Raw genomic sequence first — 24,253 nt, 5'->3', positions numbered from 1 at the left:
AAGCCGGTCAACCCGTACCCGCACGGTCTGGCGAACTGCGCGCGGCGCCGTCTCAACTGGCGCAGGGGGTAGTGGCGGCGTGGCTGCCGGCGGTGCTTGCGGCGTGGCTGCCCCCAACGCCTGCACAATCTCAGGCACAGCAGCGAGCGCCGGCGCCGGCATCTGGGGAACCTCAGCCGCCAACTGGCCAATCAGGTCGCCGCCGCGCAGTAGCACATCGGCCAATGACCGATCCAGCGCGCGCCGTCCTTGGCGGATCTCGCCCAACACGTGTTCGAGCGCATGGGCCACCTGCGCGATCGGATCAAAACCGAGCATGCGGGCCGACCCCTTAATCGTATGCACGGCGCGAAAGGCACGATCTAATTCGCTGCGAGGCAGCGTCTCGCCGGCCTGCCCCTCGATCGCCAACAACGCATCATTCAAGGCGCGTAGGTTATCAGCCGTCTCATCACGAAATTGGGCGTAGAAACTCGTCAGATCCATACAGCGTCAACGAACTCGCCACCGCGAGGGGCGATCATCATCAAGATTCGCAATCCCGTGCAGACGGGCCGCGATAGCGGTCAGCTTTGCGGCTGCCTCGGCCATCTGGCGCGCGCTCAGCGCCGACTGGCGCGCCACCTCGGCAATCTCGCGCATCGTCTCAACCACCTGCTCACTCGCGCTCTGCTGCTGCGCCGTCGCCAACCCGATCTCAGCCGCCGCCTGCGCAGTGCGCTCGGCCACCATCACGATGTTATCCATCACTTGGCCGGCGCGGTGGGCCAACTCGACGCCGCGCTCCACCTCTTTGCTCCCCTCTTCGGCAGCCAGCACCGCGGCGCTGGTGGCCTGCCGGATCTCGGCAATCACCCCTTTCACCTCTTTCGCAGCGGCCAAAGTGCGGTTCGCCAAACTCTTCACTTCGGCGGCAACCACGGCAAAACGACGGCCATACTCACCGGCGCCGGCCGCCTCGATCGCCGCATTCAGCGCCAGCAGGTGGGTTTCATCTGAAATATCGTCAATCAGATCAATAATCTCGCCAATCTGCTGCGACCGTTCGCCAAGACTGAGCACACGGGTTGAGATGTCTTGCACCCGCTGGCGGATGCGCTCCATCGCTTGAATGCTCTCGTCAACCGCATCTTGGCCGCTGCTGAGCTGTTCGAGCGTCTGCTGGGCCGCTTCCGAGACATGCTCGGCAGCCTGCGCAATCTGGCGGGCCGTGCTGCCCAACTCCTCAATCGTCGTCGAGACTTCCGAAACCGCGCTGGCCTGCTCGCTAGCGCCGCCGGCTTGTTGCTGCGAATTGGCTTGCAGCTCGGCTGCCGCTGCCGCCAACTCACTGCCCAACTCAACCTGCTGGATATTCTTCTCCATCAATGTTTCCGTATTACGCAGCAACTCTTCGGCCCGTGAATGCGACTCGGCCAGCGCCCGGCTCAAATCGCGGCTACTGAGCCATGCCAGCGTCCCGATCGCACTGATCGTCAAAATCAAAAAGAACGAATCAATAACGACATTATCGTCAAGAAACGGTTGCACCCGCGAAAACTGCTCCGCGAGCAGCAAGCTCATGTACACGAACACCCCAGCTAGGCTGACCAACAACGTATCTCGCCCGCTGCCGAGCAAGCCAGCGCTGACAATCGGCACAAACAGCGCCACCACCCGCGTCCCGTCAGCGCCGCCAAATAGCAAGAGCACCATCGCGGCGCTAGCAACCATCGCTAGAAAGAGCCAACGCCGGCCAATCATCGTTTGCTGCCGGTGCACAAACCACGCTGCAATGCTATACATCACCAACCCTAACAGCGTCACCAAACCGGCCAATGCGAAGGCGGTCAGATCAACCCGGCTGGTAAACCACAGCACTAACCCAAACACCCAAAAGACGACCAGCCCTGCGACGCTGACCCAAATCAACCAGTGCAACAGCACGCGATTTTCGCGTAAGGCCGAGAGTTCAGCAGTCGAACCAGCGGAGATTCCCGAATTCATAACGCTTCCTCAAGCATGAGTCAAACGAAGACCCAGCGCAAGATCGGCAGCCATGCGGCGCAGATCGAGGACAATAACCGGCTGATCATCAAGCAGAACCACCCCGTTGGCCCACGGCAAGCGTAACCGGGCCGCCAGAAACGGTGCCAGCGGCACAATCACCGGCGCTTCAGCCAACAGATCAACCCGCGGCACAACCAATTCCACCACTCGCCGCCGCAACGTGATGGTGAGCGTATGCAACCGGCCAGATGCCGGCGGGGGCGGGTCGGCAGGATCAAGCAGCGGCCCTAAGTGGTAGCGAATAATGCGCCTGTCGCGCTCGTCGTGCTCGGCTTGAGTGACCACACCAATGTGATCAACATCGTGCTGCCGGCACACATAGCGGCGCGCGACCGTTTCAATCAACAAGATCACGTCGCCTCCTGCACCAGCGCAAACAGCGCCACCGGATCAAGCATTGCCACCGGCTGATCATGATGGCGATAGAGGGCATGAATGACTCGTTGCGCCGGGCCGGCCAGATTGGCCGGCGGCGGCTCGAGTTGCGCCGCATCAATAGGGATCAGATCATCAACGGCATCAACCAGCAAAGCGGCATCGATGGCGTCATGATGCACCCAGATCAGGCGCGTGGCGCGATCGGGCGCAGCGGCGGCCAGCCCCAGCAACAAACGCAGATCGATCACCGCCAAAATTTGCCCGCGCTGATTAATCACACCAAGCAGCAGCGGCGGCGCTCCCGGCACCGGCGTCGGCGCGCGCCAGCGCATAATTTCGCGCACCAGCGCGCTGGCTAGCGCATACCGCTCAGTGGCGACCCGAAACATGAGATATTCGGTAGTGGAAACCGGTTGGGTGGGCGACGATTGCATACGAGAGCGTTACCCCATCGAACGAGCGTTGTTCGCGGCGATTATAGCGCGTTTTGGTATGGTTGGCTAGATGTCTTTGCACCAGAATGCATGGTCATGTATCTGCGACCTGCCCATGATCATGGGAGAGAGAAACAGAGGAGATCGCTGCACGAGGAGTATTTTCACGCTTACTCATTTGCCTAAGCAAAAGCCTACAATACTGTTTTCCAAGCGCTTCAACCCATAGACCTTGCCGGAACAACATTAGAATAGAACACCGTTCCTTTACACGTAGGGTTGAATTTGAGCGGCAAATGCGCGAAAGTCGTCTAGGCGATCAAGCAGATCATACAAAAGTTTGAGTTCAACAGCGATGTATTCGTGAACCAGAATATTCCGTAAACCAACCATTCCTGCCACTGCTTTCGCTACATTACTGCTCAATAAGCCAGCCCGGCTCAATAGCTCGACACATTCGGCGTAGGTTGCCGGCACACCCAGATTTCTCGCACTAACGATATGGCAACTCAGATCGATGACAATCTGAATCGCTTCCAGCAATCTATACCGTAACGCCCATTCCAAATGAGGATCGCGCCGTACATCCTCGTGCGAATACATCTGGCGAAAGCGCACTAGCTCGCGCACATTCACATCGAGGCGTAACAACCGTTCACGCATACCCCCTTCCCGCGCCAAAGCGACCGGTTTTCAGACGCTCGGCCAGCGCGCGTTCAACCATTGCCCGCAGAAACGCAGCATCGAGATATTGCAGCATTATTTTGGTTTTACAAGCGCCAACGTTTCGCTCCAGCGGCAAAACAGCAGCGCGCCTTCACGAATGACATTGTAAGCAAGCGCAGGATTGCGTTCGATAGCAGTATTCAAGACTAAGAGATCCACTGCCCGGCTCACGCTTCGCTCTAGCGCTGCCGTAAGCCGGCCAACTTCCAAGAGGTCAAGCGGCTGCACAACAAAAATAGCAATATCCACATCGCTCCACGGTCGCGGGTTCCCGCGGGCAAAAGAACCGAACAGCAGGGCGAATTCGATGGCATCGTCAGCCGCGAGCAGATCGCGAGCTGGTTCGATGGCAAGCATAGACGACCTCACGGATTGTCGTTGATCGAATGTTCACCGTACCGGCGCAAACGCAAACTGCCCTGCTCGGCGATACAACTGACCCGCCGGCTTTGGTTGATGCGGAAATGACCGATAGGCTGACCATCGCGCGTCTTTTTACCAGTATAGATGTCGTACTGAAGGCTGCCGTCTCGTTTGAGCGCAGCGGTATCACCTTGGTGATCTTCGAGCAAATGAGCCACTTTCGCAAGGCTTTCTTGCAGCGCCACGCGCGCTTTCGGATCGGCCTGCGTAAAGTGGCGCCGGAAGGATGCTTCATAGTGCAACCGCGGAAACGGCAGCAGTTCTTTGCTCAAGAGTTCGTGACGCACCCGGTTCCAAATCAGTTGCCCCCAGTCAGAGAGACTTGCATCGCCTTTTTCATCAATGTCGAGCAAGCCGTCAGGAATGTGTGCCACTTGCCCGTGGGGGAAAATGTGGCCTTCGGCCATCATTGCCAGCTCGACGCTGTGTTGGCGCAAAATATTCACATCCACCTGCAACGGCAGGCGCGGAATAGATATCATTTGGGAACCTATCTCAAAAATGTACACCATCTCATCGGCGTAAAACATGCCCATAACGTTGAGATAGCCCTGCAAGACTTTGAAAGCGGCCGTGAGATTAAAGACAACCCGATAGCCAGCCTGACGGTAGCCGGGGAGTGTGTCCTCACACCATTTAATCAGCTCCTTCATCCCTTTGGAGAATGCTGCTGGCGTTGCTGTGGAAAGATCTTTGGGTGCATGGATATCATCCACCCGTAGACCATTTGCCTCAAGAAAAGCCTTGAGCACCTCGGCTGCGCGACGGCCAAGCGCGGTATCTGTGGTAATCAAGAGGTGTCTATCGTTCTTCCTAAGGCTTAGGTCACCATTGTAGATGCCGTACAGACCGTTCAGTTCCGCACTGATGCGCCGGCGCTGGGAAACATCGCTTGTTTGCAGACGATCCAGCGCCCGGATCATGAGCATATCGGTAAATTGCTCTAGATCAGTGCTCAACTGCTTTGCATTGGTCGCTTGTTTTAATTGCTGGTTCCTGTCGTTGTCCTCTGTTTCGAGGATGTTTAAAAAGATCGAGATACCCACCGTGCTGACAATGAGTCGTTGTTGAAACATGTCTTGCATTCTCCTTGACGACATCTATCAGTCACTTTGTCATCCTGTTCATCACGAAGCAAATTCTAGTCTCGCGAGCCACGGTGAGCACATTAGCCGGGATGGCATTACAGCAGATTGCGCAACCGGCAGAACGGTGGTATTGCCCATAGTGTAGCGACGTTGCCGTCACTGCACAAAAGTTCGCAGCCAATGATGCATGCGTGAAAAGATATAGAATTCTATACCATATCTACATCCCACAGTGTGCTAGACGTATTGCGGCAGTTGTCCTGCCGCACGCCATGCTCGTCCACCTCGTCACACAAAGGCGCTGACTTTGCTCGTACTGCGCGGCAGTGATACTGGTCGCGCGCCATCGCCGGTTGCAGTGCCCCCCCTGCTATTTTTGTCATTACAACCGGGTACGATCCCGCACGCGCCGTCTCCGGCGGCGCGCAATGATTAGGGAGCCTGACATTATCCCCAACTTGCCGCCCTCTCACAGCTATGGTATAATCAGCGATGGAATAGAGCCGATCTGGCAGGCGGCAGTTCATCCGCCTGCCAAATTTGTGTGTCAGCGCGCCGCGCAGTCCCGCTGCCATGCGGGCGCCTGCCGGCATCATGCGAAAGGAGCGACGCCGTGTCGCAGCAATTGCTTGAAGAATTGGGCCGGCGCCAGTACCGCACCGACATTCCTGAGTTTCGCGTCGGTGACACGGTGCGCGTCGGCGTCAAAGTGGTTGAAGGCAACCGCGAACGGGTGCAAGATTTTGAGGGCGTCGTGATCCGGCGCCGCGGCGAGGGCATCAACGAGAATTTCACCGTGCGCCGGATTGCGTCGCACGGGATTGGCGTCGAGCGTACGTTCTTGCTCCACGCGCCGCGCATCGACTCGATTAAGGTTATCCGGCGCGGTAAAGTGCGCCGGGCCAAGCTGTACTACCTGCGTGGCCTTACCGGCAAGGCGGCCCGTATCCGCGAGCGGCGGGAAACGACCCAGAACTAGGCAACACTTCGGGCAACAGCACCGCAGCGGCATATATGCCGCTGCGGTTGTTTTTACCGGAGATCGCTGGGCCGTCGGCCAACTCCTCACATTACTGACTGATTGGTGGCAGCCACTTGCATCACCAGCTCAACCAGCGCTAGATTAAACTCAGCCGGACGCTCGATCGCGCTGAGATGGCCGGCGCCGGGAATCACGATGAACCGGCTGCCGGGAATCGCTTCGTGCATCGCCCGCGCCTCGCTCGGCGGCGTCAGCGTATCTTCCGCGCCAACGACCACGGTCGTCGGCACCCGGATCTGGCTCAAGAGCGGCGTTGAATCAGGGCGTGCCGCCATTGCGTGCAAGGCAGCGGCCACCCCTGCGGGTGGATTAGCGGCGGCAATGGCCAATAATTCGGCCCGCAGCGCCTCGCTTGCTTGCGGCGCCAACAGATTCGGCAGCAATCGTTCCGCTAACGCCGCACTACCCTCACGCAGCGCAATCTCGGCATTGGCGGCGCGTGTCGCGCGAGTCGCATCGCTATCGGCAGTCGCCCGGGTGTCGGCCAGCAACAAGCCGCTGATCCGCTCAGGCGCCCGGCGCAGCACGGCAAACGCGATGTAACCTCCCATTGATAACCCGCCGATAATCGCCCGTTCAATCTGTAACGCATCGAGTAAGGCGAGCACGTCATCGGCATAATCATCGAGCGATTGCGGCGTAGGTGTGGGTGGCGAGCCGCCAAACCCGCGTAGATCGGGCGCAATCATGCGAAACCGATCGGTGAGTGAAGTCAGTTGCGCGCGCCAGAGGGCCGCGCTCAGCGGAAACGCATGCAACAACACGACCGGCTGCCCGCTCCCCACATCATCGTAGCGCACATATGCGCCGGTTGGCAGAGTCACTTCCATCGCAACCCCCAGAGGTTTGTGCGTGTTGACGAATACGTATAGTATAACGCACAGTAGGGGCGCAGCATAGCTGCGCCCCTACCACACCTACGCCATCTTGCTTGAGATCACGACCGCAAAATCGCTAACAGCCGGTCAACAGAGGGGATTGCCGGTGCCGCCGGTCGCGGCTGCGCTTCTGGCACAGGATCGTGCGGCGCCTGCGGCATCGCTTCGAGCCGCACCATCTGTTGCGCTACCAGATGGGCAATGCCTTCAACTACATCAATCGCCTGCCAGTGCAACTCAGCCGCAATCTCGCTCAAACGCTTGCGCCCATCGATCACATCAATGAGCAGATGCTCCGTTACATTCGCGCGCTCTTTCGCTACTTCCCGCGGCATTGCCAACACCGGCGTCAAGTGCAGCGAAGGCACTTGATGCCACAAGCGGCGCCAGCGTAACGCCACACGCTCGGCATTGCGCAACAACGTCTCGAGATCACCCCATACGGACTGATGCTCGCTGCGCGCACCACTCGTGACGTTGAACATCCCCTTCTGCACATTGAGCAGAATCCCCAGCGCCTCGACGCCAATCTGCCCTTCACACTCGATATGGTAGACTTGGCCATTAAAGAGGAAGATGCGACCGGATCGCTCGCCAGTGATATCAAGCGATCCGGTGAGTGAGCTATATGTCGCGAGATCGATCAGCTCGCGCAATGAAACTTGTTCTAACGATCCATGCAGCGCCATTCGCGGGCCTCCTATGCAGAGTAGCGATGAGGTGAGGACGACCCTTCACTATTGGTTATACCATAGTGTCGCTCAGCGCACAAGATGACCCTAGTCCCGTTGTGTGATAGGCCAAACTCCTAATCGATCACATGCCAAACCGGCTAACGGGCCGGCGACCCAGAGACCACCGGCGCATGCAGTGCAGCGACAGTCGATGGTCGGGCCAGCAACGTTGCGCTGAGCAAGACCAGTGCCAGCCAAGCAAGATCAGCAAAGAGCAGATGCACCAACTGCATCCAAACCGGCGCTTTCAGAATGACATTGATCGTACCGAGAAAGATCTGGCCGACAAAGATAGCCGCCGTGGCCCACGCCAGCCGCCGCGTTGCCGGCGAGGGATCGTAGCGTATCGCGCGCTGAGCCAAGGTAATCATTGCTAAACCCACCAGCGTACCGAGCACCGGGTGGATAATGCGCATCCAAACCAAGGGATGGCTGTCAAGTGTGATCGCTTGCGACACACCGCCGGGCAACACCCCCAACTGCAACAGCGTATCCCCCAGCGCGGTCACCGCCCCGCTCGAACCAACCAACGCGGTACCAATCAGCGCCGCGATCAACATGCCAAGCAGGCCGCCTTTGCCACGCAATTCAGGCGCCGGCTTGCCGCTGGCGTACCACGCAGTTAATGCCATCGCGCCAATCAGCAAGAAGGTGTTAATCAGGTGCAGACCCAGTGACAACGCCCGCGTCAGCGAGGCATCGTGGGCGACCAAGCGGAAGAGGACGAGCGCAGCGCCGATGAGCGATTCCACGATCATGAACACCATAGTGGCAATCGCAGCGCGGCGCGCCGGATGGCCGGCGGCAAACAATCGCCAAGCCCACACCAGCAACGCCACTGACAGCAACAGCGCAATGCCACTGGTTACGCGATGCGAAAACTCGATCATCTGCGCCGTATCCGGCGCACGCGGGATCACTCGCCCATCGCACAGCGGCCAGTGATCGCCACAGCCGGCGCCTGAACCGGTAGCGCGCACAAACGCGCCCCACATGATCACCAGCAGGTTGTAGCCAACATTCAGCCATGCAAAGTTCACAAACGCGCGATGCCGGGAATCCATACCATAACCTCCAGCCGCGACCGGCCGTCGCGGATTGCAAGAATAATGTGACATTTCGCACTTTATTCTAGCATGGCTTTAACCTTTTATGGAGTAAACCCCGTGTTATAATTCGTTCACTAAATACGATCTTGCACTGCCACAGGAGCAATCTGGGTGACTGTTCACGCATCGCCATCAATTGAGCAGCTCGTGCATGTGTTGCGCCATATTTGCCAGTTGCCATCAACGACCGGGCATATCGAAGAGTTGCGCGCGGCGGCTGAACAGATCGCGCTCTTCATCCGCTTGCTCGGGATGCATGTGCGCATCGTCACGACCAGTGCGGCGCCGGTCATTATTGCCCACCGCTCCGGCCGCCGCCCCCAGACGCTGCTGCTCTACCATCACTACGATACGCCGCCAACCGGCCCTTGGCGCTACTGGTCGCACGAACCGTTTGCTATTGCTGAGCGTGACGGCAAGATCTTCGGGCGCGGCGTCTCTGGCGGCAAGGGAGCGCTCGCTGCCCATCTTGCCGCTTTGCAAGCTCTCGTGCAACGCGAAGGCAGCTTGCCGTGCGGTGTGACCCTTGTGATCGAAGGCGCGGCGACAATTGGCAGTCCGGGGTTGGCTGAAGCATTGTCAGCTCACGCCGATCTGGTGCGATGCGATGCGGTGTTGGCCAGCATTGGCGATCGCGACGCGCACGGTACGCCGATCTGCGCCAGCGGCAGCAAAGGCTGGCTCCGATTACGCTTGATTGCCCGCGGCCCGGCCTATCCGTTGCCCGCCGGATTCGCGACGAGTGTTATGAATCCGCTCTGGCGCTTGATCTGGGCCCTCGCTGCCCTCAAGGGCGATGATGAAGATGTGCGCATCGAGGGCTTCTACGATGCGGTCGAAGGGCCTTCCCGCACTGATAACGCCGCAATTCGTCAATTGCAACTGGCCGCCGCCGCGCGCCGGGAAGCATGGCAGATTGACCAGTTTTTGTTTGGGATCGATGGCGCTGCCCTCAGCCGCACAGAGGTCACACTCCCAACCTGTAATGTCAGTTCATTGACCGTTGAACCGCATAACGACGCGCCGGCAATCCCCACTCTTGCTTTAGCGTTGATCGATCTCCAATTGGTGCCGGGCCAGCAGCCTGATGCCATCTTTGCGTTAGTGCGCCGCCACTTTGACGATAAAGGATTTGCTGATCTCGCCCTCGAACGATTGCCCGGCGGTTATTCGCCTTGGACTACCGCTACCGACCATCCGGTCGTGAGCCGCGTCGCAGCGATCGGCGCAACCGTGTTTGAACGGCCCCTCCCAGTGGTGCCAGCCGGCCCCTATGTAGCGCCGCTCAGCCTGCTCACCGGCAGCCAGCCTATCCCTACCGTCAGCATCGGCCTGACGCCAGCAACCAGCGCGCTGTTCGCCCCTGATGAGCATATCGCCCTTGCCGATCTGAGCCGCCATAGCCAATTGCTGATCGAGACGCTCGACCGGCTGTGGACGTAACCCGCTCCGCGCTTGTCCGCCTCTTTCACAACCTTTTTCTAAATATCTCAACCAAAATGTTCGCAAATTAGCTTGACCTTCGGAAAAGGTTAGGATATACTAATGCCAACCTTGCGCAAGGTTGTGGTCGTTGTCACGAAGAATCGACGTAGTCGAGGAGAGAAATCGTGAATCGCTTTCTGCGCCTGTGCGCGCTGTTGACCTTGGCGGCATTCACACTGGCTGCCTGTGGGAATCAAACCGCTAGCTCGCCCACCCAAGCGCCTACGCCAACCGATGCGCCGGCCAAGATTGTGGTCTATTCTGGCCGCAGCGAAAGCCTCGTTGGGCCGTTCTTTACCCAATTCACCCAATCCACCGGTATTCAAGTTGAAGTGCGCTATGGCGATACCGCTGAACTGGCGGCGACCATCCTCGAAGAGGGCGCTACTAGCCCCGCCGACCTCTTCTTTGCCCAAGATGCCGGCGCACTCGGTGCATTGGCGGCTGCCGGTATGCTGGCCCCTTTACCTGCCGGCACGCTCAATCAGGTCGAACCACGCTTCCGTTCATCCGATGGCTTGTGGGTTGGCATCAGTGGCCGCGCCCGGGTGGTGGTCTACAACACCAATAAGCTGACCGAGGCCGATTTGCCGCGTTCGATAACCGGTTTTGTCGATCCGCAGTGGAAGGGTCGGGTCGGTTGGGCGCCGACTAATGGCTCGTTCCAAGCGTTTATCACCGCGATGCGGGTGCAGTTGGGCGAAGAGGCGGCCCGGCGCTGGTTGGAAGGGATGATCGCCAACGAGGTCAAGACCTACGAGAGGAATGCGGCGATCGTGCAAGCAGTCGCCGCTGGCGAGATCGACGTTGGCTTCGTCAATCACTACTATCTTTACCAGTTGCAGCGCCAGTCGGGCAATACGCTGGCCGCCGCCAATTATTACCCCGACAATGGTGATGTAGGTGCGTTGATCAACGTTGCTGGCGTTGGCATCCTTAAGACGGCCAAGAATGCACCCGCAGCGCAACGGCTGATTGACTATATGCTCTCGACCGAAGGCCAACGCTACTTCGCCGAGCAGACCTTTGAGTATCCGCTGACCGGCAATGTGCAGCCGGATCCGCGGCTGAAACCGCTGGCTGACATTCAAACGCCGCAGATTGATCTTAACCAGTTGCGCGATTTGCAAGGCACCTTGCAATTGCTGCGCGATGTCGGAGCGTTGTAACCGTGTGTATGCGCCGCGATCAGGTCTGATCGCGGCGCCAACCTACCCAAGCCTATGATCCGTCGCGCCATCCTGACTGAAGTAGTCGTCGCCACTCCCCAGCGCCGCGCGCGCCCGTGGGTCTTGATCGGGCTGAGCCTCGGCATCGTTGCGCTCGTGTTACTGCCGATCGGCTATCTGCTGGTGCGCGCGCTCGAAGCCGGGCCTGATGCGTGGGCAGCCTTACTTCGCCCCCGCACGCTCCAAGTTGTGACGAATAGTATCGGTCTGGCCTTTGCCACAGCCCTGCTCAGCGTGCTGATCGCCGCGCCGTTGGCATGGTTGACGGTCTGCGTCGATATTCCCGGTCGCCGCTTCTGGGCGATCGCGACCGCCTTGCCGCTAGCGGTGCCTTCATATATCAACGGCTTTGCGATCATTGTGGTGTTAGGTCCGGTGGGGTTGCTGCAACAGATGCTCGCGCCGTTGGGTGTTGAGCGGTTGCCGCCGGTGTATGGCTTCGGCGGCGCCGTCTTGGCTCTCACCCTCAGCAGTTATCCGTATGTGTTGCTGAATACGCGCGCAGCGTTGCAACGGTGCGATCCGGCGGTGGAAGACGCGGCTCGCAGTATGGGCGATAGCCCGTGGCGCGTCTTTTGGCGCATTCTCTTGCCGCAAGTGCGTCCAGCGATTGCGATTGGCGCGCTGCTGGCGGCCCTCTACAGTTTGAGCGATTTCGGCGCAGTGTCGCTTTTGCAGTTCGAGACCTTCACCCGTTCGATTTATGTGCAGTATCGCGGATCGTTTGATCGCAGCGGCGCCGCTCTGTTGGCCCTCGTCTTGATTGGGTTGACGCTCGGTCTGATCGGGATCGAGCAGCTCATCCGGGGCCGTCCCAGCATGAGCCGCACGACTTGCGCTGTGGCCCGCCCGCGCCGGCTGGCTGACATTGGGCCGTGGCGCTGGCTGGCGGCGCTGTATGCTGCCTTGTTGACGCTGCTTGGCATCGGGATGCCGCTGTTGGCGCTTAGCTACTGGTTGATCCGCGGCTTGCTCAACGGGCAGACGCTCGACGTGCTCTGGCGTCCGATGAGCAATTCCTTGCTCGCTGCCGGCGGCGCGGCGGCGCTGACCGTTGTGGCCGCTATTCCAATTGCGCTGCTGGCGGCCCGCTTCCCCTCTCGGCTGAGCCGCCTCCTCGATGCTGCCGCTTACACCGGCTATGCCCTGCCCGGCATTGTCGTCGCGTTGGCACTCGTCTTCTTCGGCGCCAACTACGCGCCGTGGCTGTACCAGACCCTGCCGATGCTGTTGTTTGGATTGGCCATTCGCTTCTTGCCGCAAGCGATCGGCAGCCTCCGCACCACGTTACAGCAGATGAACCCGCGGGTCGAAGATGCGGCCCGCTCGCTGGGCCGCTCGCCGCTCGCCGTCTTTACCGGCGTCACCCTCCCACTGATGACTCCCGGTATGCTTTCAGCAGCGGCGCTGGTCTTTCTCACCTCAATCAAGGAATTGCCGACCACGTTGCTACTCAGCCCAACCGGCTTCCCGACCCTTGCCACAATGATCTGGAGCGCCACCAGCGAAGCGATGTTTACCCAAGCCGCAGCGCCGGCCTTGGTCTTACTGGCGGTATCGGCAGTTGCAATGGCTATCATGCTGGCGCACGAGCGTTCGGCATAACCAGCGGGACGAGGGATACCTCGCCCCATCCGTCGCACCTCACCGATCGCGGTATGACGCCAGCGCCGCTTCGCGGTCAGGGTACATCTTGAAAAGCGTATCAAAGCGGCTCTTGCGGAAAATTTCGGCGATCTGCGGTTGCAACCCGCACAAGCGCAAATCCCCGCCTAGCGGTTGCACGGCGCGCAGATTGCTCAGCAGCATGCGCAGCGCCAAGCTAGCGACAAAGGTCACTGCGGTCATATCGGCCAATACTTTGCCGCCGTGGTTGGTAATCGCGGCGGCCAAATCGTGTTCGATCGCGGCCACGCCGGCGGCATCGAGGCGTGCTGGCAGCTCAATGATGAGCACGTCATCTACTTGCTCGGTTTTCACGCCGAAAAACCCCTTTCTAGCAGGTGCTGGCCCATTATGCACTCAAGGATGCGGTCATTATAGCACGGCTCGTTTATGGGTTTCGGTTGCCGGCGATCACCGCGCGCTCGCTTACCCATCCGCCTGCAACCGCTCTACCACCAAGAGGGTGATGTCATCGGCTTGAGGCGCACCCTGCGCGAAGGCATCCACTGCCGACACCGCCGCCGTCACCAGCTCCGCCGCCGCACCCTGCGCCTGCGCGCGCAACAACGCTCGGAGACGGTCGTCGCCAAACAATTCACCAGCCGGGTTCATCGCTTCGGTGATACCATCGCTGAATGCGACCAGCTTCTCACCGGGAGCAATCTGCAACGCTCCCACGTCATACGCTTGCCCGGTCACGATTCCAATCGGCAACGCGCCTTCGCTCAACTCCTCGATCACCGCGCCATCACGCCCGATCCGCAATGGCGGATTATGGCCGGCATTGATGTACTGCATCGCTCCGGTGGCCGGATCGAGCAGGCCATAAAAGAGGGTTACAAACATCATCGAGTCACCATGCTCGCGGCAGATATAGTCATTGGTCAGGCTCACGGCGTGCAGCAGAATCGCTGCGCTGGCCTCACCGTCGCCTTGGGAACTGCCGGCAGCTTGGGAAGCGGCGCGCAAGAGCGACCGGCTGAGGGCGACAAAAAGCGCGGCGGTGACGCCTTTGCCGCAAGCATCGGCGACCACCAGCCCGATCTGGCCATTGGGGAGGGTAATGGTATCAAAGAAATCACCGCCAACCGCTTGCGCTCCCCGGCTAAACGCTGCAATGCGCCAGCCGGGTGGTTGCGGCAAGACGCGGGGCAAAAACGATTGCTGAATGCGGCGCGCAACTGCCAGCTCTTCTTCGAGCCGGTTGAGCCGGATGAGTTCGGCTTGGGCGGCTTGCAATTGCTGATAAGCGGCCACCAGTTCGGCATTCTTGCGTTCGAGATCGTGGATCATGCGCTGGTTGGTGTTGCGCACCCGGCTGACAATGCTGCGCAGCATCGTCATCGCCAACTCCGGGCTGGAGCCAAGCAGGTTCGCAAACACCGCTTCGTTCAACGCGACCAGCCGGCTCGGCTCGATTGCGCGCACTGTCGCCGAACGGGGACTGCGATCGATCAGGCTCATTTCACCGATAATCTGGCCGGTGTGAAAGACCTCAAGCCGCAACTCGGCGCCGTTCACGAACGTAATCACCTCGACCGCGCCGCTGAGAATGACAAAGCATTCGGCGCCGGTATCCCCCTGATTGAACAATACTTCACCGGCGGCCAACCGGCATTCTGCCAGCCGCGGAGCCAGCTCGGCCAGCACCGCTTCCGGCACAGCCTGAAAGATCGGCAAGGCCCGCAGCCGGTCGATCATGCTCATCGCCTTTGTCACCGTTAACTCATTCCAGCCGCTGCGCGGATCGTGGTGATAGGTCAGCGTATCAGCATATTCACGGACGAAAAACAGTCCGAGGCCGCCAATCAAGCGCTGATCAGCAGCGGCATGGATATCCGGCGGCGGCGCTTCGCGCGGATCGAACGGCTGGCCGCGATCACGAATGGTAATCGTCAGCACCCCTTGCTCGTACTCGCAAGCGAGCTGGATCTGGTCACGGTTGTGATCGTGGTAACCATACTTGACAATATTGGTAGCCACCTCTTCGATCACTAGCCGCAACAAATAGCCATAATCGGGCGGCAAACGCCAACTGGCCTCCAGCTCATCGCTGAAGGCCAAGAGGGTAGATATCGCGTTCTGATCAGCAAAAACAGTAATCTGCCGCCGCATGCGCCCACCTACACTGCCAGCGGCTCGGTCGGATGGCGGCTCTGGCCAAGCGGCAGGGTGGCGCGCAATTTGCGCAGGCGCGTGATCGCATCCACCGCCGCTTCGTGGACATTTGGATCGGTATCATCGACGGCTTGAGCCAAGGCATTGAGCACTGGCGACGTCGCGGCGGCGACGCCGAGGCGACCCAAGGCGTGGGCAGCGGCTTCACGAGCATAGGCATCGCTATCGGCCAGCATTGCCAGCAGGCGCTCAATCATCGGGCCGGTGCCGGCCAACTCGCCCAACTGGCTGACCACCAGCGCCGCCGCCGAACGGACAAAACTGTCGGGATCGCCAACGCACTCGATCAGATGGTCGAGCAATTGCGGCGACACGATCCGGTCGCGCAACAAACCCAGCGTGCGGGCGGCGGCGAAGCGGGTTTCTAAATCGCAATCGTGAATGGCCAGCCGGATCAACGTCTTGACCAGCGGCTGCGGCGGCGTGCCGACGATCAAACCCAACGTGCGGGCAGCGGCAGCTCGCACATGTGAGGCGCTATCGCTCAAGCCATCGTGGAGCAACACCAGATCGGCGGCGGTGAAATGGCCCTCGCGCACCCGCAGGCGGCGAATCGCTTCGTACCGGCTCTGCCAGCCGGGATCGTGCAACTGGCGGCGCAATTGCTCGAAATCGCCACTCTCAAACGAATCGATTTCGGCGAGCAGGGTTAGGCGTAACCATTCATCCCGCGAGCTATTCAACCGCTGGCGGGCAAGGTGAATGACGTTCAGCGCCAATAAAATCTCTTCGATGGTGAGGCGCAATTCGGGGCGCGAGCGCAGTTCGCGATCGATCAGTTGCGCTAACTGGTAGCGCCAATGGCTTGCCCGGCGCACAATATGGTTGGCACCGGGGCCGCGCGAAATCTCGGCCAACGCCAGCACTGCCGCTACCGGTTCGTCTTGAAAGGCTTCGAGGAAGGGTTCGAGCGCGCGCAGCGCGAGGAAACCAAGCACTGTATTGACGCCGGCTACTTGGATCTCCTGCCGTGGGTTACGAGCAAAGTTATTAAATCGTTCGGCTACCCGTTGCCGCCACGTCTCGCGGTCAAACATCGGCAGCTCCTTTCCCCATGCGCCATTGCAGCCAAGCTGTTGCTTCGCCTACATCTGTAGTATAGCATGTTGGCGCCAGATTGCACAGTACTTTGGTACTAAACTACGATTGCAGTACCATTACAACACGCCGCGCGCTACGAGTGTGCTAAGATAGGGCGGGAAGCGTTTAGCAGCGGAAACCATTATGGCTCAGACTCCTGAAGACCCCGATGTCGCCGCCAGTGTCCGCCGTGTGCGCCGCGGCTGTATCATGATGGCGATTATTGTGATTGCGATGACGATCTTCTTAATCAGCGCCACCGGCAACCTTGCCTTTTCGTTGCTATTGTTCATTGCCGTCGCATTGCTCGCGTTCGCCTTCTTTATCGTGCGTGAGGGTGCATGATGCCAGCTCACTATCGCCGCGCCTTGCTGGCCCTGCTTGGCCTGATCTTTGTGATCATTTCGCTCGTGGTCGTCTTCCTGCAACCGTTTGGGTTGTGGCATTGGTTTTGGCTCGCCTTGGCCGGTCTCTGTCTGTATGGCACGCGGTACGTACCATAACCCAACCCCCATTTGCGCAATTCTGCGACCTTCGTTATAATAAACGTTAACCATTCCCCATAGTTTGTGATACGTCATTAGTCGATCATAGCGATCGAAGTGGCGATGTTCTAACTTCATGCGCATGATCGACACGTGAGCGGTGCGTACCTGTTTCGTGCATTGTCAATGAGGATCGCATGACGCATCGTGATTCGGTGACGCTGCCCGCCCCGCAAATGGAGATTGAACGCATCGGGTTGAGCTTTGGCGGGGTACGCGCGCTGCTTTCCGTGACCTTCAATATCTATCCCGGCACCATTCAGGCCATTATCGGCCCCAACGGCGCCGGCAAGACCAGCCTGTTGAATTGCATCAGCGGCCTGTACCGCCCGCAACAAGGGCAGATCCGCTTTGAAGGGCGCAACATTATCGGCATGCCGCCCCATCAGATCGCGCGCCTTGGCATTGCCCGTTCGTTCCAGAATATCGAGCTCTTCCGCCACATGACGGTCGTCGATAACTTAATGCTGGGCCGCCATATCCACATGCGCAGCGGCATCTTCAGCGGCGGCTTGTACTGGGGGCGCGCCCAACGCGAAGAGATCGAACACCGCGCGTTTGTCGAGCAGGTGATCGATCTGCTCGAAATCCAGTCGATCCGCAAGAAGATGGTCGGCGCGCTCTCGTATGGCCTGCAAAAGCGGGTGGAGTTGGGCCGGGCGCTGGCGATGAATCCGCGCCTCTTGCTGCTCGATGAGCCGATGGCGGGCATGAATACCGAGGAAAAAGAGGATATGGCTCGCTTCATCCTCGATATTAACGAAGAGTACGGCACGACCATCGTGCTGATCGAGCACGATATGGGGGTCGTGATGGATATTAGCGATCGGGTGGCAGTGCTCGAATTTGGCCAACTGATCGCGTATGGCACACCGGCTGAGGTGCGCAGCGATCCGAAGGTGATCGATGCGTATCTGGGCCGTGAACACGCAATGCCGAAGATGTAATCGATACCAGTCTTCCGGCGCTGTCTGCCGGTCCCATAGTCGGGTGAAGCAATGATACAGATACCTGAGACGACGCTGCCACGCTTATTATTCCAGAATGCGGAACGTTTCGGCGATAAGGTGGCGCTGCGCGAGAAGGATTTTGGCATCTGGCAAACGGTGACGTGGCGGCAGTTTGCCGAGCACGTGCGCGCATTTGCGATGGGTCTGCATGCGCTTGGCGTGCGCCGCGGCGATGTGATCGCCATTATTGGCGATAACCGTCCCGAATGGCTCTACGCCGAGTTTGCCGCCCAAACCATCGGCGCGATGTCGATCGGCGTCTACCAAGATTCGGTGGCCGAAGAGGTGTATTACATCGTTTCAGCGGCTGAAGCGCGGGTGATTGTGGTCGAAGACCAAGAGCAGGTCGATAAGATTATCGAGATTTGGCCGCGGCTGGAAGGGGTGCTGAAGGTTATCTACTATGAACCGAAGGGGATGCGCAATTACCGGCAGCCCTACCTTGCCCATTTCCCCGATATCGAAGAACAGGGCCGGGCCTACGATCGGGCCCATCCCGGCCTGTTTGAGGTCGAACTGGCCGCCGGCAAGCCCGACGATGTCGCTATCCTTTCTACCACCTCCGGCACCACCGGCAAGCCCAAGCTGGCAATGCTCACTCACCGCAATTTGATCAGCCAAGGCGCCGGCTTGCTCTCGGTCGATCCGCTCGGCCCCGACGATGAGTTTGTCAGCTTCTTGCCGCTCGCATGGGTCGGTGAGCAGATGGTGACGGTGGCCGCCGGGATGCAGTGCGGGTTTACGATCAATTTCCCTGAATCGGCCAGCACAGTGCAAGAGAATATCCGCGAGATCGGGCCGCGGGTGATGTTCTCGCCGCCCCGCATCTGGGAAAATATGCTCTCGCAGGTGCAGGTGAAGGTTCAAGACTCGACCCGCTTAAAACGGGCGCTGTTTGAGTGGGCGATGAAGCAGGGTTATGCCATGGCCGATGCCCGCTTTAGCGGCAAGCAGCCGGATCTTGGCCTGCGCCTGCGTTATTGGCTAGCCCGCATCACCGTATTCGAGATGCTGAAAGACCATCTCGGTTTGCGCTTCCTCAAGCGGGCCTACACCGGCGGCGCCGCGCTCGGCCCCGATGTCTTCCGCTTCTATCACGCCATCGGCGTGAATCTCAAGCAGGTCTATGGCCAGACCGAAAGCTCTGGCCTGAGCGTGATCCATCGCGATGGTCAGATCAAGTTCCAAACCGTCGGCACGCCCCTGCCTAATACCGAGATCCGGATTGCCGAGAACGGCGAGATTCTGGTGAAAAGCCCGTCGGTGTTCGTTGGCTACTACAAGAACCCGGAAGCGACCGCTGAGGCGCTGGAAGATGGCTGGCTGCATAGCGGCGATGCTGGCTATTTCGATGAGGATGGTCACTTGATCGTGATCGACCGGGCGAAAGATGTGATGACTCTGCACGATGGCACGAAGTTTTCGCCCCAGTTTATCGAGAATAAGCTCAAGTTTAGCCCGTATATCAAGGAAGCGGTGGTGTTCGGCGGCGATTGGCCCTTCGTCACGGCGATGATTAACATCGATTTCGCCAACGTCGGTAAGTGGGCTGAGAATGCGCAGATTTCGTACACCACCTATACCGATTTGGCCCAGAAACCGCAGGTCTATGCGCTGATCCGCAAAGATGTCGAGCGGGCGAATGCCGATCTGCCGCCAGCGGCGCGCATCCGTCGCTTCTTGTTGCTGCACAAAGAGCTGGATGCCGACGATGGCGAGTTGACGCGCACCCGCAAGGTGCGCCGGCGGTTGGTGGCCCAACGCTACCAAGAGATTGTTGACGCGCTCTACGGCGACCAAGACGTGCTTGAAATCGAGACGACGATTACCTATCAGGATGGGCGCACGGCGCTGATCAAGACTCGCCTGCGCATTGAGGAATTGCACAACCCGGCTGCGCCGGCCCCGGCAGCGCGGGTCGTGGCGCGGTAACAGGGGGGCCGTTCCCAACGCGGTTCTAAATCCATACTGGCACCAATTTGCAATTCGGCGACGACGGAGACGCGCATGGATCGGATTATTCAACTGGCGCTGAGCGGGATTGCCAATGGCGCAATCTTTGCGTTGGTGGCGCTTGGCTTTGTCTTAATCTACAAGAGTAGCGACGTGATCAACTTCGCCCAAGGCGAGTTGCTGCTGATTGGAGCTTATCTCACCTATGCGATGGTCGAGCAGTTTGGCCTATGGTGGCCGGCAGGCGTTGTGGTGGCAGTGGCGCTGGCTGCGGTGGTCGGAGTGTTGATTGAGCAACTGGTGTTGCGACCACTGATCGGCGAACCGGCCATCTCGGTGATTATGGTCACGATTGGCCTCTCGTCACTGCTCCGCGCAATTGTGGGTGCAATTTGGGGCGTGACTCCGCGTCCGGCGCCGCAGTTTTTGCCGACCGATACCGTCACTATTCTAGGGGCAAATGTTGGTGTTGATCGGATTTGGGCCTTTGGGTTGGCGATCGCTCTCTTTGCGCTGCTCACGCTCTTCTTCCGGTTCAGCCGCGAAGGGATTGCGATGCGCGCGGTGGCCGACGATCAGCAAGCAGCGCTCAGTATGGGCATTAGCGTCAAGAAGGTGTGGGCCGTGGCGTGGGCGATCGCGGCGATTACGGCGGCAGTCGGCGGCATTCTGCTGATGAGCATCTTCGGCGGTGTGTCGGGCACAATCGGGCGGGTCGGTCTGCTCGTCTTCCCAGTGGTGATTTTGGGTGGTCTCGATAGCATTCCCGGCGCGATTATCGGCGGGTTGATCATCGGCCTGCTCCAATCGTTCGCCGGCGGCTTGCTGCCGCCCGAATGGGGCTTGGGTGAAGTCGCCCCATTTATTATCTTGCTCTTCATCCTGCTGGTGCGGCCATACGGTCTCTTTGGCCAACGGATCATCGAGCGCGTGTAAGCGGCGATTGGCGATAACAAGATTGGGTTTGCTATGCAGAGCGGAACGTTTCACACTACGTATGCCAGCGATGTTAGTTTGCGCCCGTATTGGCCGCAACGAATCCGGATTGTGATCGTCTTGGCGCTGGCGCTGATCTTTCCGTGGTTTGCCGATCGGTACTGGCTTAATCTGGCCAATACGATCGCCATTGCCGCGATCGGCGCGATCGGGTTGAATATCCTCGTCGGCTACACCGGTCAGATTAGCATTGGTCACGGCGGCTTCCTCGCTGTCGGCGCGTACACTGCTGGAATGATGGCGGTTCATCTTGGGACGCCGATGTGGATCACCATCCCGGTAGCGAGCTTCTTCACGGCGGCAGTCGGCGCATTCTTCGGCCTGCCATCGCTCCGGTTGAAAGGCTTGTACCTTGCGATCGCGACCCTTGCCTCGCAAGAGATTATCATTTGGGTGCTCACCCACGGTAAACTGCTTGGCATCGGCGAATCGCTCTCGCTGCCGCGGGCGAGCAACAATCTGTTTGGGTTGCCGCTGGATCGGCTAGGCAATAACGATTTCGCCTTCTATTGGGTCTGCCTTGTGGCGCTGATCTTGACCGTCATCTTTGTCAGCAACCTCTTCCGCACCCGCGCCGGGCGGGCATTCGTCGCCATTCGCGATCAAGATATTGCGGCGCAGGTGATCGGGGTTGATCTCTTCCGCTACAAATTGCTCGCCTTTGCCACCTCGTCGTTCTTCGCCGGCTTGGCCGGCGCACTCACCGCTCACTACCGCGGGATTATTTCGTGGGAGCGGTTTACCATCGATACCAGCATTCTCTTTCTTGCGATGATCATCATCGGCGGGCTCGGCAGCGTCTCTGGTTCGATCTACGGCGCCGCCTTTATGACACTCCTGCCTGCGTTCCTTTCCAATCTGGCCCGCGCCCTCAGCGACGTCGTGCCCAATATCAACTCCTATCTGCCCTATATGCAGCAGGGCGCGTTCGGCTTAGCTATCATCCTCTTCCTGATCTTCGAGCCGGAAGGCATTGTGAAGATGTGGCGCAACATTAAAGATTATTTCCGGCTATGGCCGTTCAGTTATTGAAGCGTCTAGAAGGAGGATTGCATGCACAGGAGGAGACGAACGTTCGGGTGGTTGGTGGCACTGGCCCTCTTCGCGACGTTGCTGGCTGCATGTGGCGGCGGCGGTACGGGCGGTACGGGTGGCGGCACCGGCGGCGGCGCAAGTGCCGAACCAATCAAGGTAGGTGCGATCTTTGACTTGACCGGCGCAACGGCTGACGTCGGTACACCTTATGCACGCGGACAGATTGCCTTTATTGACTGGAAGAATGAGCAGGGCGGCATCAATGGGCGGCGGTTGCAGTTGTTCAGCGAAGACTACGCCTATCAGGTGCCGCGCGCTGAAGAGCTGTATACCAAATTCGTGACCCAAGACAAGGTGGTTATCTTCTCTGGCTGGGGCACCGGTGATACCGAGGCGTTGCGGCCCAAGATTACCGAAGACAAGATTCCGTTCATCTCGGCTTCGTACTCGGTCACGCTGGCTAACCCGGCTGAGACGCCCTACAACTTCCTCGTCGCGCCGACCTACTCGGATCAGTTGATCATCGCGATGAAGTGGGCGATCGAAGACTGGAAGGCCAAGGGCAACAGCGGGTTGCCGAAGTTTGGCTATCTGATCAACGATAGCCCATTCGGTCGCTCGCCGCTGGCCGACGGCACCGCCTTCGCCACCTCGCAGGGGATCGAGACGCCGCTAGAAGTGCCCTCGCCGCGCGGCGCGACCGACCTTACCCCGCAGTTGACCCAGCTCCGCGACTATGGCGCAAACTACATCTTCTTGCAGAACGTCTCTAGCCCGGCGGCGCTGGCAGTTAAGAACGCCAAGAGCCTTGGCTACAACGTCCAGTTCGTCTGCTTGAACTGGTGCGCCAACGAGATCTTGATCAAGCTGGCTGGCGCCGATGCCGAAGGTGTGGTTGGCGCCGTGCCGTTCAACCACGAGTCGGAAGGCGGCAAAATCGCGCTCGAATTCGCCAAGGCGAAGAATATCGACTACGGCGGCGCCGATAGCACCTTCGTGCAAGGCTGGACGGCAATGTCGATTCTGATCGCCGGGGTCGAGAAGGTAGTGGCCGACGGTAAAGAGGTGACCGGCGAGAATATCAAGGCGGCCCTCGAGACGATGGGCGCCATCGATACAAAGGGTGTGACGCTGCCGGTGCAATTTAGTGCCACCGATCACGCCGGGGTCAAGTCGCTCAAGATGTTCCGGGTCGAAAACGGCAAGTGGGTGCCGATTACCGATTTCATTACCGCGCGGTAAGGTCTCTCGTGGGGGCAGGTCTGCGACCTGCCCCTTCCGCTGCCTCATCAATCACTTATGCTTTCACTCAATAATATCGAGGTCATCTACAACGATGTGGTGCTCGTACTGAAGGGCCTCTCGCTGGAAGTGCCGGAAGGCCGCATCGTCGCATTGCTCGGCTCAAACGGCGCCGGCAAGAGCACAACTCTCAAAGCAATTTCGGGCTTGCTCAAGCCGGAAAACGGCGAAGTGACCGATGGCGAGATCCTGTTTCAAGGGCAGCCGATCCACAAGAAAGACGCCGCCGAGATTGTGCGCATGGGCATCTTTCAGGTGATGGAAGGGCGGCGCGTCTTCGAGCACCTCACCGTCGAGGAGAATCTGCGCGCCGGCGCGTACACCCAGCCGCCGGGCCGGTTTAGCGAGGATCTGGCGCTGGTCTACAACTATTTTCCCCGTCTCAAAGAGCGGCGCAATCAAGTGGCCGGCTTCCTCAGCGGCGGTGAACAGCAGATGCTAGCGATCGGGCGCGCGCTGATGGCCCATCCCAAACTGATCATGCTCGATGAGCCGTCGCTGGGCTTGGCCCCGCTGCTGGTAGATGAGATCTTTAACATTATTCGCCGTATCAATCGCGAGCAGGGAACGACCATCTTGCTGGTTGAGCAAAATGCGCGCTTAGCGCTCGAGTCGGCGCACCATGCGTACATTATGGAAAATGGCCGGATTGTGCTCGATGGATCGCCGGCTGATTTGAAAGATAACGCTGACGTCCGCGAGTTTTACCTTGGCCTCAACGAGATTGGCAGCCGCAAGAGTTATCGCGAAGTGAAGCATTACAAACGCCGCAAACGCTGGCTGTCGTAACGTGGTACGCAACGCGCAAAACATACCCCTCTCCCTCCAAGTGGAGAGGGGTATGTTTTGCGCTGGCGTGTCATGTATGTCATTGCTTCGGTCGGGCGGCGCCCAGCGCAGCAGGGCGCCGCCCG

The 24,253-nt window shown here is 59.2% G+C and carries 25 protein-coding genes; 12 read left to right on the top strand and 13 right to left on the bottom strand.

What is annotated here, in order from left to right; all coding sequences use genetic code 11:
- From U9R81_RS13170 to U9R81_RS13140, 7 genes are all read right to left on the bottom strand, one after another.
- On the bottom strand, window positions 1-486 hold a 486-nt coding region (locus U9R81_RS13170), incomplete at its 3' end, for an Hpt domain-containing protein (protein WP_322495902.1).
- Window positions 487-492: 6 nt separating this feature from the next.
- Window positions 493-1,986, bottom strand: a complete 1,494-nt coding sequence (locus U9R81_RS13165) for a methyl-accepting chemotaxis protein (RefSeq protein WP_322495901.1) — start codon at window positions 1,984-1,986, stop codon at window positions 493-495.
- A gap of 9 nt (window positions 1,987-1,995) precedes the next feature.
- Complete coding sequence (locus U9R81_RS13160) at window positions 1,996-2,403, bottom strand: hypothetical protein (RefSeq protein WP_322495900.1); 408 nt, start codon at window positions 2,401-2,403, stop codon at window positions 1,996-1,998.
- Window positions 2,400-2,861: a chemotaxis protein CheW gene (locus U9R81_RS13155; protein ID WP_322495899.1), complete on the bottom strand. Its 462-nt coding sequence runs from the start codon at window positions 2,859-2,861 to the stop codon at window positions 2,400-2,402. The genes U9R81_RS13160 and U9R81_RS13155 overlap by 4 nt, the downstream gene beginning before the upstream one ends.
- 267 nt (window positions 2,862-3,128) lie before the next feature.
- A complete protein-coding gene (gene hepT / locus U9R81_RS13150) occupies window positions 3,129-3,524 on the bottom strand; it encodes a type VII toxin-antitoxin system HepT family RNase toxin (RefSeq protein WP_322495898.1) in 396 nt (131 codons plus the stop codon).
- 96 nt (window positions 3,525-3,620) lie between these two features.
- Entirely contained in the window at window positions 3,621-3,944 is a 324-nt protein-coding gene (mntA, locus tag U9R81_RS13145; RefSeq protein ID WP_322495897.1) for a type VII toxin-antitoxin system MntA family adenylyltransferase antitoxin, read from the bottom strand.
- A gap of 8 nt (window positions 3,945-3,952) precedes the next feature.
- A complete protein-coding gene (locus U9R81_RS13140) occupies window positions 3,953-5,086 on the bottom strand; it encodes a putative CRISPR-associated protein (RefSeq protein WP_322495896.1) in 1,134 nt (377 codons plus the stop codon).
- A gap of 625 nt (window positions 5,087-5,711) precedes the next feature.
- Here U9R81_RS13140 and rplS point away from each other — a divergent pair.
- Entirely contained in the window at window positions 5,712-6,077 is a 366-nt protein-coding gene (gene rplS / locus U9R81_RS13135) for a 50S ribosomal protein L19 (RefSeq protein WP_066789007.1), read from the top strand.
- Window positions 6,078-6,163: 86 nt separating this feature from the next.
- Here the strand turns inward: rplS and U9R81_RS13130 are convergent, their stop codons facing one another.
- The 3 genes from U9R81_RS13130 to U9R81_RS13120 all read right to left on the bottom strand — a co-directional run bounded on the left by U9R81_RS13130 (window position 6,164) and on the right by U9R81_RS13120 (window position 8,816).
- Complete coding sequence (locus tag U9R81_RS13130) at window positions 6,164-6,970, bottom strand: alpha/beta fold hydrolase (RefSeq protein ID WP_322495895.1); 807 nt, start codon at window positions 6,968-6,970, stop codon at window positions 6,164-6,166.
- A gap of 107 nt (window positions 6,971-7,077) precedes the next feature.
- Window positions 7,078-7,707 carry a DUF4388 domain-containing protein gene (locus U9R81_RS13125; RefSeq protein ID WP_322495894.1) on the bottom strand — a complete coding sequence of 210 codons (630 nt, stop codon included), beginning with the start codon at window positions 7,705-7,707 and terminating at the stop codon, window positions 7,078-7,080.
- A gap of 143 nt (window positions 7,708-7,850) precedes the next feature.
- Window positions 7,851-8,816, bottom strand: a complete 966-nt coding sequence (locus U9R81_RS13120) for a COX15/CtaA family protein (protein WP_322495893.1) — start codon at window positions 8,814-8,816, stop codon at window positions 7,851-7,853.
- A gap of 156 nt (window positions 8,817-8,972) precedes the next feature.
- Here U9R81_RS13120 and U9R81_RS13115 point away from each other — a divergent pair, with 156 nt between their 5' ends.
- The 3 genes from U9R81_RS13115 to U9R81_RS13105 all read left to right on the top strand — a co-directional run bounded on the left by U9R81_RS13115 (window position 8,973) and on the right by U9R81_RS13105 (window position 13,180).
- On the top strand, window positions 8,973-10,304 hold the full coding sequence (locus U9R81_RS13115) for a M20/M25/M40 family metallo-hydrolase (RefSeq protein ID WP_322495892.1): 1,332 nt from the start codon (window positions 8,973-8,975) through the stop codon (window positions 10,302-10,304).
- Between the two features lie 167 nt (window positions 10,305-10,471).
- A complete protein-coding gene (locus U9R81_RS13110) occupies window positions 10,472-11,515 on the top strand; it encodes an iron ABC transporter substrate-binding protein (RefSeq protein WP_322495891.1) in 1,044 nt (347 codons plus the stop codon).
- Between the two features lie 54 nt (window positions 11,516-11,569).
- Window positions 11,570-13,180: an iron ABC transporter permease gene (locus U9R81_RS13105; protein ID WP_322495890.1), complete on the top strand. Its 1,611-nt coding sequence runs from the start codon at window positions 11,570-11,572 to the stop codon at window positions 13,178-13,180.
- A 39-nt stretch (window positions 13,181-13,219) separates the two neighbouring features.
- On the opposite strand, the gene U9R81_RS13100 is transcribed toward U9R81_RS13105, so the two are convergent.
- The 3 genes from U9R81_RS13100 to U9R81_RS13090 form a co-directional block, all read right to left on the bottom strand.
- A complete protein-coding gene (locus U9R81_RS13100) occupies window positions 13,220-13,555 on the bottom strand; it encodes an STAS domain-containing protein (protein WP_322495889.1) in 336 nt (111 codons plus the stop codon).
- Window positions 13,556-13,666: 111 nt separating this feature from the next.
- On the bottom strand, window positions 13,667-15,355 hold the full coding sequence (locus U9R81_RS13095; protein ID WP_322495888.1) for a SpoIIE family protein phosphatase: 1,689 nt from the start codon (window positions 15,353-15,355) through the stop codon (window positions 13,667-13,669).
- A gap of 8 nt (window positions 15,356-15,363) precedes the next feature.
- Window positions 15,364-16,455 carry a HEAT repeat domain-containing protein gene (locus U9R81_RS13090; protein WP_322495887.1) on the bottom strand — a complete coding sequence of 364 codons (1,092 nt, stop codon included), beginning with the start codon at window positions 16,453-16,455 and terminating at the stop codon, window positions 15,364-15,366.
- A gap of 187 nt (window positions 16,456-16,642) precedes the next feature.
- On the opposite strand from U9R81_RS13090, the gene U9R81_RS13085 reads away from it, so the two are divergent.
- The 8 genes from U9R81_RS13085 to U9R81_RS13050 all read left to right on the top strand — a co-directional run bounded on the left by U9R81_RS13085 (window position 16,643) and on the right by U9R81_RS13050 (window position 24,128).
- Complete coding sequence (locus tag U9R81_RS13085; RefSeq protein ID WP_322495886.1) at window positions 16,643-16,843, top strand: hypothetical protein; 201 nt, start codon at window positions 16,643-16,645, stop codon at window positions 16,841-16,843.
- Complete coding sequence (locus U9R81_RS13080; protein WP_322495885.1) at window positions 16,840-17,001, top strand: hypothetical protein; 162 nt, start codon at window positions 16,840-16,842, stop codon at window positions 16,999-17,001. Before U9R81_RS13085 ends, U9R81_RS13080 begins: the two co-directional genes overlap by 4 nt.
- Before the next feature lie 179 nt (window positions 17,002-17,180).
- Window positions 17,181-17,990, top strand: coding sequence for an ABC transporter ATP-binding protein (locus U9R81_RS13075; RefSeq protein ID WP_322495884.1), 810 nt, complete (start codon window positions 17,181-17,183; stop codon window positions 17,988-17,990).
- 51 nt (window positions 17,991-18,041) lie between these two features.
- Complete coding sequence (locus U9R81_RS13070) at window positions 18,042-19,985, top strand: long-chain fatty acid--CoA ligase (RefSeq protein WP_322495883.1); 1,944 nt, start codon at window positions 18,042-18,044, stop codon at window positions 19,983-19,985.
- 75 nt (window positions 19,986-20,060) lie between these two features.
- A complete protein-coding gene (locus tag U9R81_RS13065) occupies window positions 20,061-20,942 on the top strand; it encodes a branched-chain amino acid ABC transporter permease (protein WP_066789041.1) in 882 nt (293 codons plus the stop codon).
- A gap of 33 nt (window positions 20,943-20,975) precedes the next feature.
- Window positions 20,976-22,034, top strand: a complete 1,059-nt coding sequence (locus U9R81_RS13060) for a branched-chain amino acid ABC transporter permease (protein WP_322495882.1) — start codon at window positions 20,976-20,978, stop codon at window positions 22,032-22,034.
- 21 nt (window positions 22,035-22,055) lie between these two features.
- Window positions 22,056-23,279: an ABC transporter substrate-binding protein gene (locus U9R81_RS13055; RefSeq protein WP_322495881.1), complete on the top strand. Its 1,224-nt coding sequence runs from the start codon at window positions 22,056-22,058 to the stop codon at window positions 23,277-23,279.
- A gap of 57 nt (window positions 23,280-23,336) precedes the next feature.
- Window positions 23,337-24,128: an ABC transporter ATP-binding protein gene (locus tag U9R81_RS13050; RefSeq protein ID WP_322495880.1), complete on the top strand. Its 792-nt coding sequence runs from the start codon at window positions 23,337-23,339 to the stop codon at window positions 24,126-24,128.
- Window positions 24,129-24,253 lie beyond the last annotated feature (125 nt).

This window comes from Chloroflexus sp., assembly GCF_034435895.1.
In the GTDB taxonomy this organism is placed as follows: Bacteria; Chloroflexota; Chloroflexia; order Chloroflexales; family Chloroflexaceae; genus Chloroflexus.
Note: the sequence above shows the minus strand (reverse complement) of the source record. Positions and strands in the feature narration are given on the sequence as shown.